Source organism: Alistipes sp. AF14-19, assembly GCF_003461645.1.
Taxonomy (GTDB): Bacteria; Bacteroidota; Bacteroidia; order Bacteroidales; family Rikenellaceae; genus Alistipes; species Alistipes shahii.
The window spans coordinates 53,420-63,352 of the sequence record NZ_QTXM01000019.1 but is presented as its reverse complement, the minus strand read 5'-3'; the positions used below and the strand labels follow the sequence as shown (position 1 = coordinate 63,352).

General features: G+C 38.6%; 11 protein-coding genes. All 11 read right to left on the bottom strand.

All coding sequences use genetic code 11. The features are described from left to right. Positions 1–37 precede the first annotated feature (37 nt). A complete protein-coding gene (locus DWW03_RS13715; protein WP_118406910.1) occupies positions 38–1,060 on the bottom strand; it encodes an AAA family ATPase in 1,023 nt (340 codons plus the stop codon). Between the two features lie 77 nt (positions 1,061–1,137). Next, positions 1,138–2,208: a DUF3871 family protein gene (locus DWW03_RS13710; protein WP_118406909.1), complete on the bottom strand. Its 1,071-nt coding sequence runs from the start codon at positions 2,206–2,208 to the stop codon at positions 1,138–1,140. Continuing rightward, positions 2,171–2,860, bottom strand: a complete 690-nt coding sequence (locus DWW03_RS13705) for an ATP-binding protein (RefSeq protein ID WP_229108465.1) — start codon at positions 2,858–2,860, stop codon at positions 2,171–2,173. The genes DWW03_RS13710 and DWW03_RS13705 overlap by 38 nt, the downstream gene beginning before the upstream one ends. A 133-nt stretch (positions 2,861–2,993) precedes the next feature. Continuing rightward, the gene (locus DWW03_RS13700; protein WP_015548057.1) at positions 2,994–3,269 is read right to left on the bottom strand and encodes a hypothetical protein; all 276 of its coding nucleotides are present in this window, start codon (positions 3,267–3,269) and stop codon (positions 2,994–2,996) included. A 486-nt stretch (positions 3,270–3,755) separates the two neighbouring features. Continuing rightward, positions 3,756–4,706, bottom strand: a complete 951-nt coding sequence (locus tag DWW03_RS13695) for a hypothetical protein (RefSeq protein WP_147344322.1) — start codon at positions 4,704–4,706, stop codon at positions 3,756–3,758. A 5-nt stretch (positions 4,707–4,711) separates the two neighbouring features. Continuing rightward, positions 4,712–5,170 (bottom strand): hypothetical protein, encoded by a 459-nt coding sequence (locus tag DWW03_RS13690; RefSeq protein WP_118406906.1) that lies wholly within the window; start codon positions 5,168–5,170, stop codon positions 4,712–4,714. Positions 5,171–6,198: 1,028 nt separating this feature from the next. Continuing rightward, entirely contained in the window at positions 6,199–6,627 is a 429-nt protein-coding gene (locus DWW03_RS13685; protein ID WP_118406905.1) for a molecular chaperone DnaJ, read from the bottom strand. A gap of 2 nt (positions 6,628–6,629) precedes the next feature. Further along, positions 6,630–7,010, bottom strand: a complete 381-nt coding sequence (locus tag DWW03_RS13680; protein WP_118406904.1) for a hypothetical protein — start codon at positions 7,008–7,010, stop codon at positions 6,630–6,632. A gap of 35 nt (positions 7,011–7,045) precedes the next feature. Beyond that, on the bottom strand, positions 7,046–7,456 hold the full coding sequence (locus DWW03_RS13675; protein WP_118406903.1) for a hypothetical protein: 411 nt from the start codon (positions 7,454–7,456) through the stop codon (positions 7,046–7,048). A gap of 19 nt (positions 7,457–7,475) precedes the next feature. Continuing rightward, positions 7,476–8,114 (bottom strand): hypothetical protein, encoded by a 639-nt coding sequence (locus DWW03_RS16480; protein ID WP_147344320.1) that lies wholly within the window; start codon positions 8,112–8,114, stop codon positions 7,476–7,478. Between the two features lie 364 nt (positions 8,115–8,478). Then, entirely contained in the window at positions 8,479–9,804 is a 1,326-nt protein-coding gene (locus DWW03_RS13670; RefSeq protein ID WP_118406902.1) for a hypothetical protein, read from the bottom strand. Between the last annotated feature and the right edge of the window lie 129 nt (positions 9,805–9,933).

The window sequence follows — 9,933 nt, the reverse complement described above, 5'->3', positions numbered from 1 at the left end:
CACAACCTTTCATTTGTCATTTTACTAACTTTTTAATTCAACCAACGGGTAGATAATTTATTAATTGCTGTGTTGACGTAATCTTAATCTTATCCAAATACCCCTCAGGTAATTCACTTTTGATATGTTTAGATAAAATACCTGCAAAAATAGCAGTGATACTATCAGGATTTTTATCAAATACAAAATAATCATCCAAATCTAAATTAGACGAAATATCACTCCCTAACTCAAATCCAATATGCAGATTGTTTTGCATCACAATAGTAAAATTGGAACGATATTCTAATGCAGCAATTTTAAATATAAAATGAGGTATCGCGAAAAAACTCTTATTAATACAATCTGCAAGAAATGGCTGCACATCTAAAGGAATAGAAGACCATTCATCTAACAAAACATAGATATTCACCTTAAGATGTTGAACAAGCTCTCGCGCTTTATAATTTATGTCTGGGAAAACTAATTTTTCGTGCTCTTCCATGCGATATGACGTAGTCGTTTGAGCAGTACTCTCCTCTTCTACTTTGGAATCAAAATCTAGCGTCAACTGAGGTATTGAACATTTCATTCCCACATTATCCGTAATAGTCCGTCCTCTTACTTCAGTTTTGCGCGTATCTCTCTTTTTAGATTCCTTGATCGAAGTCGCTTTAATCATCTGCTCCAAAGCGTCCAATGCTAGTGCCGAGTTATTCGGCGCATTCAAAGCAATATATTGCTTTACAACATCTTCTATTTCACCTATTATATCTCTAAAAATAGCATGACTACGATATTTTCGCGATGGACAAGAATCTTCAAAACTGGATGCAGAACTCAATGTCCGACAATCAACATATACAACAATGTCATTGTCTTCCTTTAATTCAGACGCTAAATATTTAAAGACATGGGTTTTCCCCGTTCCTCTTCGACCATAAATAATTTGATTATTACGATTATTTAAGAGAGGAATAACCCCTATTTCTTCATAGGTAGACTGTATTTTAGCATCATCAATCATACGTTCAGCTCGCTGAACAATACTTGATACTGCTTTTAGAATTTCGGAATCCATAACATTTTAGTTTGTAGATATAAATATAATAAAAAGTGGATTATATACAAAAAAGTAACCCACTTTTATTTTATATCTTATTCCACAAACCAGCTGTACTCCTTCTCTCCCGCCATCGCCTTTGCCACTCCTTCCGTGAATACCGACGCATTCCTGCTTCTTGCGAGGAACGAATCTATGTAGCTGGACTTGTTGGCTCCAGTAAAGAGGTTGAATACCCTCCACAGATCAATCTCGCGCTGCTTGTCGCATGCAAACACCGTATCGTTGTAATAGGCCCTTGCAATGACGTTCAGCTGACAGTCCGTGAATTCGAATTCCGGGAGTTGCCTGCGCTGTGCTGGCGATAGGAACTGATACAACCGAGCCTTTCCCACCATCTGCGCGAACTGACTTTCCGACATGGAGGTATCGAGCAACGCCCGCATCCGCTCCAAATGCCGCTTGGCATTGTAGCTTGCGATCAGTTCCGTAATCTTTGCTGTCAGCTCCTGCGTGTTCGTTACCCGCATCTCTCCGGCCAGTCCGTCCGTGGCCACACACATATTGCAACACACCATATTCTTGAACCCGATAAAGACTTTGAATTTCTCGAAGCCTTTCTTACTGTAAAGGTTCTCCTGGTTGTAGGCCCTTACACCTCCTACAGTCAGGTTGAGCCTGCATCCGTCGATAACCTCCGTTACGGCTGGTATCTCGATGCAGAACATCATCCGCTCGTAATAGATGGTCTTGTCCTCGTCGGTAAGGTCCTTTACGGCCTTGTGGATGGCTTCGGGAGTCCGTCCCTTGACGATATGGCTCACTCGTATCTCGGGCTCCTCTACCGTACAGCTTCGGAACATCCGTTGCGCACACTCCCACATGGTTTCGATGAACTGATTGTGCGAGATGGTCACCTCGTTGTCCTTGGAGAACACCGGGGTAATGCAATCGTTCTGGAGGTGGCTGAGTGTAACAGCCTTGGTATTGGCCTCGATGAAAGGCTTGCGGGGCTGTTCTTCGGGAGTTTCCCGGAACGGGGATTCTTCCAGCACTTCGAACGAGGGCGAGGGGATAATCAGCTGTGTTGCATCCCGTGCATCTTCACGGAGCGTAAAGGGCAGTACGTTATTGTGCGATTCTGCCCGCGGGATAGCTTGTTCCATAATTTGCGGAGGGTTGGGTTCGACATTGGTTGCACCAGTCGAGAATCTGCATCCCGACTTGTTCAGTCAGCGGAAACTCCGCCTTTCCGGCGAAAAGCTCCGTGCGGTCCTTGGAAGCCAGCGCATAATGTTTCATGTTGACATCGAATACGATGGTGAACTCGTAGTCTACATTATCCCGCTGTACGGCTTTAAGACCCACTTTCTCGGGGATCATCTTCCCGTTGCGCTCGTTGAGCACGTACTCCTGCTTGCTTCGCATCGTACAGATCACATGGCACGAGGAGTTGAGAATCCGCTGGATAAAGGCGTTCTGCCGGGGCGTGACCTTGGCCCAGTTGGCAAAGGAGTTGCCTTGCAGATTGGCGTGGAAATCCAGCAGGTAATCCCAGCAATGGGAGATGCTGTCGATGATGATAACCTCCATGCCTGCGCTTTCGCAGATACCGATGGCGTCGATGTATTTCTCGGGATTGTAAGGCTCCGAGAGGGAGAGCACGTTGTAGGCTCCCAGGTGGGCATAGAGGTCCGCACTCCCGTTCTCGGTGTCAATGACAGCGATTTTGGACCAGTCGGAGGTCATGCCGTGGGCGATAAGGAGCGACGAATAGGTCTTGCCCGACCCCGAGGCTCCTTGCAGGGCTAAGCGCATCTTGGCTGCCCGGCGTTGTGAATGACGTAATTGCATGATGAAATGAATGAATTTGGTTGAACTCGTAATAACATGATAAAAGGCCGCTCCCCCGGAGTGGAGGAACAGCCTTTCGATGGAGAGATAGATAGGGTTACAGCGTGGCAACCGTGGTGAACTGCGGGTTGTCCCCTGCATTGTGAAGCAGGAGAAACTGCTCGCCGCTCTCCTCGGAGATCACCTCCGAAACGACGGGATGATCGAGCGGTTCTGCGGGATACTTCGAGGTAACGGCGCCCGCCTTATCGCCATATCCGAAGAAATACTTTCCCGTCTGCTCGTTGCGAATGATGCGGATTTGGAGGATTCCTTTCCACTCCTTGAACTCGTCGAGGGTGAAGGTCCGCAGGAATTTGAGTGTGTTTGTCATAGCCATAAATTTGAGATTCGACAATACGCGGGAATAATATGATTATCCCCAAAGGATAGCCGGGGTCGTGCCCCAATCCCGCAAAGCGGGGGGGGGTATTCGGGGAATATCCTGCACTCAAATAATTTCGGGGAGTTGCAAAAAATTTTTGTGGTGAAAAATTTTAGCTTGACATATCCGTATTAGCCACTAACAACACCTTATTGCTATTATCGCTATCTTCACCATATAAATCCGCATTTTTCTCCCATTATGATAGGAAAGTTGAATTCGGGGTAGAATTTATGAAGAAATCGTGCGACTTTTTCACCCCAAAAAGGCAGGAATCGGGCCAATTATATTGCAATCAAGGAGCAGATATAGTTACTCCATATTTAATAGTTAATTCTACGAGGAACCGAATTTAGGTGATAATATGACCGGAGAAAATAATCTTACTTACTCACTTACTTTATTAATTTATATACAAGTAAATGAGTACGACTATTATAGTGACTGCTTTTCTACAAAGGTTAAGCGCCCATTTATTGTAGCATAAATATATATTGAATCTTGATTGAAATATTGGTAAAGCGAATCGAGTTTAAAATTCATTTTATTCTGCTTGTAATATTCTTTCAAAATATTGCCTCCTGTTGTCCACCCATTTGATAAGCCTATTGGAATAATCTTTTTAATATGGTCTGAATGCTTCGAAAAGACAGCTTTACAACAGTCTGAAATTCCGTCAAATTGATATAGGCTAATAGTTTGGTTCTCCGAGTTGATTATGGTACAATTATCAATAGCGTTGAATGGAAGATCATTCATCAGCTTCAAGCCATCTCTATCAAGTTTGTAAACCTCATAATGATTTCCACTCTGGTATTGCCCCCAATCGCTTATTAACAGTTCTTGTTTCCCGTCAAAATCCACGTCGAAGAATTGGAATGGAGAATAATAGCCAATGCTATTATACTTTTGCCAAGAATCATTGTAGCACGGTGATACGTATTCAAAATAATAAACATCTCCATCGTGATGTCCTTTGAAATCTTCTGAAAATACTACTTGATACAAATTAAAATTAGTGTATGCCTCAGTCGAGGTATATTGGAAAGACTTTTTACTGCTTGTATCGCAAAAATTTAGTACGATATAACCTGTTTCACTATGCCTATCAAATGGCATCCAACATCCGGTTACTTCGTGTCCACTCACATTTTGATGATATTTGAAATACACATAAAGTAGACTATCTCTTTCAAGTATCCTTGAATTTACAATCTTATTTAGAGGATTAATCCAAATAGAATCAGCGGTATTAATACTTTTACAAAATGTTGTATCATCTACGGAAGATAACTTACAAGCATCGACTGCTCCCAAGTTCGAGGGTTGTAAATAAGTACATCCAGCTATTGACAGCACAATAAGTATGGACAAATAACCTTTCATTGGATTCAATACGATTTATATTCGAAATAACCTCTATACAGTATCGTATCAATTACAAGCGAGGCTTGCTCGTAATCTTTATAAAGCGAGAATCCGTAGCCGCCCTTAAAGCCATCTATACGGGGATAAGACTTGGAATACTTATGGACTGTAATATCCACCATTGTCGTATCACCGATCCTTGACTTGATATTATCCAAAAGCATCATCCATTCTCGCTGGTTCACGGAATCAAATTGGAGCTCTTGATCCTCTGAAATATCATGTGTAAATGATTCACGACGCCAAAGTGAATCTTCTTTATATGCGGGTAAATGAATGTCAAATAAACGCTCTATCTGGTCCTTGGTATAAGATGATGATGGCATGCTTATTCCAATAGTTAAGCATATACCTAATAATAACATCACACCAAATAGGATAGATATAACAGCTAATATGTATTTTATAAGTTTAGACAGCATTGGCACATAATATTATACTCATTTACTTCATATATCTATTACAAAGTAAGTGAGTAAATTGTATATGGGTATTATATCTCTTCATCTTCATTATTTAGCCAATTACCATCAAGGATTAAATAATACTCAGGGTATTCCCTATACCGTTCTTTAATCCTTAATACTATCCACTTATAAATCTGTCGTACATTCATAATTTCTTCATTACTCCTCCACATTTAGGACATACCGGATTATCTTCGCTCCACTCCTCGACGTTCTTTGACCCGCACCACATGCAGAAAGGTTCATCGGGGACATATTCCCAAGTCGGTTTCCATGTAGTCGTTAATATATTAGGCACACCTTTTAGATATGAATTATCACACAGTCTTTTACAATCCTTACAAGCAAAGGAGGTGAATTTGGCTAATGGTGTACCATCTTCCCAACGATGGCCTACACAGGAATCGGAGTAGCCGCAGGTGAGGCAGTAGAATTGAGGAGTTTTCATGATTATGGAATAATAGCTCTTTTCAAAAAGAACCACTAATAGATACCAATACTATGATTGTTACTATCATGATAATTGTAACAACTATGCCCATCAATAGTGTGTTATTATCCTCATCTTTATAAACGATTGATGATGGCTCAGATGTAGATTCTACCTCGTTATCTGTTTCTAACTCCGAGCTCGCTATTTTTGAATCTAATATGATGCTAAAATCCTCAGCTTCCAATGCAACTTTTTTTGACAACGAATTATCGGGGCTATTATGTAATACAAGCAACGCACAATCTTGACATATCGGAATCGTACTATCAACTTGTTTACCGCAATTTACACAGTACATAAGGCTATTTTGATTCCGACCATTCCATATTGACTTTCATGCAACTGATCCATATCCACGCAACTATCGGTAGGAAGAACGCGAATATGCCCCAGCCCACAGCACTACGATTTTTCTTTTGAGCCTGTTTAACGACAATAACACAAATAACGATACGTAGAATTAATAAAATGATTTGCATAATAATATCTTTTAAATGTTGATATGTAGTTCTTTCATAGCCTCTGCTTTCAACTCCTGCAATTTTTTCAAATCATGCTTATTTTGAGTAATTTGCTGAAATAAATTATCTGCTTTGGACATTAACTCTGGATTCGAAGAAAATCTATCCGGATGGCACACTTTTTTCAACTGATTATAAAGATCGCCTGCGTGGAATGAACTTACAATTATATTGTTAAAATCCACATCCTCTTTTTGGGCATTTGCTTTAAATTGTCGTTGAATCTCGGTGTACTTATTTTGAGACCCCAATAAAATTAAGAGCAACACGATTATACAAATTGCTTCAAATATGGAAATCCACATCCACAAATTGCTGTCAGACTGTGGCAACATTGTTTCCATTGAATATTTGACAGCATTCACAGAATCTTGTATTTGTAATATAATAGTCATCATAGCTATTCGGGTAATTCCAAAATAAATTTACGTAGTGGCCATTTAAGCCCCTTAAAACCTGTATCATCATGAACTTCTAACGTGTCCCAGCCCAAAGCAACTAATTGTCTGATGAGTACAGAATTGCTTAGTATAACATTTCCAATCGTAATCATTTCGTCACGCGACAATGCTCGGCCAGACATTGCTTTAATGCGGAATCCGGAATTCCATTTAGAGAAAGTGTGTTTATAGCTTGAATCTCCCTTGGTAATTCTTGCCTCCAAAAGAGTTGGGGCCGCACCCAATATAAATGCGTCGCGGGCCGATTTATTAAAATTTCGTACAATCCGATTGCGTTCCGACAAGTCGTTGAACCAATCGACTATCCTATACCAAAACATAAGTTATACTTTAATTATAATCGTAAAACACTACTTTACATCTTCATTTTCTCGGCTATAAGACGTTCCATTGTTTCTCTGATTTGACTAACCATCAGATGTTGGTCCATCCCTATTGGAAAGGAGAATAACCGTTGTACCTTTGTGCCTAAACCCAATACGAGTGTAGCTGCGACAACAGCAATAGACACCTCATCAAAGTTCTGTACAATATTGATCCAATATGACGGAGAGTCTATATACTCTCCATGTACAACCAAAGAGACGGCATCTTTCTTTTCGGCTGTGATTTGTCCTCCGATTAATAGATATTCATTAATTAAGGTAGCGTATACAACCCTCATCCCTCCCATAGAGGCGACTTTATCAGCTGTCTTGTTCTTATTACTCAATCCCCATACAAACCAGATGATAAGGACTGCAATGACTATTAATACGATTGCCATATTTAATTTATTAAATTGTTTATAAAGAGTTTTCAATAATCAGTTGAGCCGTTTGACAAGCATGTAACATATCAATATATTGGCTTGGTATATTATCGAAAGTAAATTGAGGCCGACCAATTTGTAGTTTTTTCATATACGGATTATGTGATAATTTGTATAATTGGTTAATTTGGAGTTCATACATCCCTTCATATTCAAGTTCATAATCAAAATCAGATTTATTACGATATAATAACAATGTTAATATTGTATCATAATAATAGTACCTTTCATATAAAATATATGCAAGTACACTTTGAACATCATTATAGCGAGATGTTTCATCTAATTGTCTACAATTCGATAAAATAATAGAGGTTTTAGCTCCAATATTTGCTAAATCAATGCATGTTTTCCTTAACGGATTAGATGCTTTTAGAATATCATCTAACCCGGTTGAGATATTAAATTGTTGCTGATAATGTAAAGCTATTAGTGTCAAAGCTACGATTTGACATTCAAAATAGTATTGTGCATGTAAATTAATAGTTTGTACATTTAACTTAGCACCAGATACAACATCTTTGAATCCATTATCAAATATGATCTCTGAACTTGTATTGAGAATACCGATAACCCGATCTTTCGGAGTAGAACGAAAGTTAAATAATCCCATAATTTACCTTTTATTGGTTCCCGCCCAACTCCTCTACGGGGATTACTAAATAAAGAAAGCGTGGAGTTGCCGACTTATTTTATATAACGGGCTCTGGTAAACCTTGCAGTAAAATAAGCAACAACCCACGCCATTAGATAGCGTGAAAGATGTCGGCTCATTCTCCTGCTTGAAATTTACCAGATTTCGTTATAAAGAATCAGTCAGACACTTTCTTTTAAGAAAGTCGTATGTATGTCTATACGCGTAGACCTTACAAATATAGTCATTTTATGCAGAATACTACTCCGTTCTTAAAAAAGTTGTTGCCGTTACAAATGTAGTCAAACGGCTGTTCCCACAGCGATTTCTGCAAGCCTTGCAGTTATTCTAATTCCCAAGTTACAAAAGCCCGGTCCAATGCAATCTTCTTGGTCTGCCCCCGTTCTCCTGTAATGAAATAGGGTTTCATCAGCGATTCATCAAAGTGCGTAATAAATGCTTCTCGGATACGCGAACATTTCTCGTTAATGGAATTCCGTTGCGGATTAGTAACCTGCTCTATGCTTTCAACAATATCCTGCATATTTTCCCGATTAGTTATCCGTTTATATATCTCAAGCAATTCTCCACGATATTGCGGGAGTTCTTTAAATAAAATACCCTCCGGATGTTTGAGGAAAAGTATGAATACAGCCTTAGGCAACGGAGTCATTGTTATTTCCGTATTATCATACTCTGTCAAAAAGATGCGAAAATCCTTTGTAATATGTAATCGACTTACTTGAGGAGATGCCAATATATGTTTAGGAATGATAGAATCCAATACAAGTTTCTTATACCCCAATAATTGTAATCTATTAATGCGTTCTACAATCTCATCCATCAACCGTTGAGCTTCTACATTAAAACATTCATCAGCGTAATCATCATTCCCGATATTTTCAATATTAAAACCTTGTTTACGATATCTTGTTCTGGGAAGATAGCATCCTTGAATATGCCATCGAAATGATAATTCTATATTCTCAAGATCAACAGGAACAATATATAGTTTTACGCAATCATCATATTTCCCACGCGCTTTTAGAATTGTTGCAGGGCCATTAACTTGGCTTGTACCGATAATTGATATAAGATGTTCATATAGTTTTTTAGTATAATCAGAAGAACTACCGGCTTTTATTGCATAATTATAAAAGGATATTTGTTTTACAACATCGCTAGTTATATCTTTTTTAGGCAGGTAAATAAAATTATAATTTACAGACCTAAATCCACGCTGCAAAGTCTCATAATGAGATATTATATATTGATTTACCGAAGCATTATATACGGGTTCAATGTATATAATTTCATCAAGCAGAAAATCATTATCATACTTTTTATCTAGAAAACATATTTTTTCACAATAGTGTGTCTTCCTATAGTTATCATATTCATTCAAGCGTTGCTTCTCTAATTCGGGTTGAGAGGGAGGCATGAATTTATCTCTAATATAATAATATGGCAAGAAAGGAAGAAATAGTAAAATTATTACAGCGTAAGTTGGGTATAGAATTATTAGACCCAATTTTTTCCATCCATCAAATTCTTGCCAACTGGATAATATCATATCATTTCGGATTAAATCCCGAAATGGTTTTGTCAAGAATAAGCATAACACACATATTATCAGATAACCAATGGCTATTATCAAGTAAATATTCATATAATGAGAAAGCTATTTTTATGCAATTTACATCTTTTTTTCATCAGAATAAATCATTTTAATAAACAAAAAGGCTTGTCAGAAATGACAAGCCTTTTACTCGCATACTCATTTACTTTATAGTATATA

Coding starts and splice junctions, on each gene's coding strand:
- DWW03_RS13715 (WP_118406910.1), bottom strand. CDS start 1,060: ATGGATTCCGAAATTCTAAAAGCAGTATCAAGTATTGTTCAGCGAGCT.
- DWW03_RS13710 (WP_118406909.1), bottom strand. CDS start 2,208: ATGGAACAAGCTATCCCGCGGGCAGAATCGCACAATAACGTACTGCCC.
- DWW03_RS13705 (WP_229108465.1), bottom strand. CDS start 2,860: ATGCGCTTAGCCCTGCAAGGAGCCTCGGGGTCGGGCAAGACCTATTCG.
- DWW03_RS13700 (WP_015548057.1), bottom strand. CDS start 3,269: ATGACAAACACACTCAAATTCCTGCGGACCTTCACCCTCGACGAGTTC.
- DWW03_RS13695 (WP_147344322.1), bottom strand. CDS start 4,706: ATGAAAGGTTATTTGTCCATACTTATTGTGCTGTCAATAGCTGGATGT.
- DWW03_RS13690 (WP_118406906.1), bottom strand. CDS start 5,170: ATGCTGTCTAAACTTATAAAATACATATTAGCTGTTATATCTATCCTA.
- DWW03_RS13685 (WP_118406905.1), bottom strand. CDS start 6,627: ATGATGACTATTATATTACAAATACAAGATTCTGTGAATGCTGTCAAA.
- DWW03_RS13680 (WP_118406904.1), bottom strand. CDS start 7,010: ATGTTTTGGTATAGGATAGTCGATTGGTTCAACGACTTGTCGGAACGC.
- DWW03_RS13675 (WP_118406903.1), bottom strand. CDS start 7,456: ATGGCAATCGTATTAATAGTCATTGCAGTCCTTATCATCTGGTTTGTA.
- DWW03_RS16480 (WP_147344320.1), bottom strand. CDS start 8,114: ATGGGATTATTTAACTTTCGTTCTACTCCGAAAGATCGGGTTATCGGT.
- DWW03_RS13670 (WP_118406902.1), bottom strand. CDS start 9,804: ATGAATATTTACTTGATAATAGCCATTGGTTATCTGATAATATGTGTG.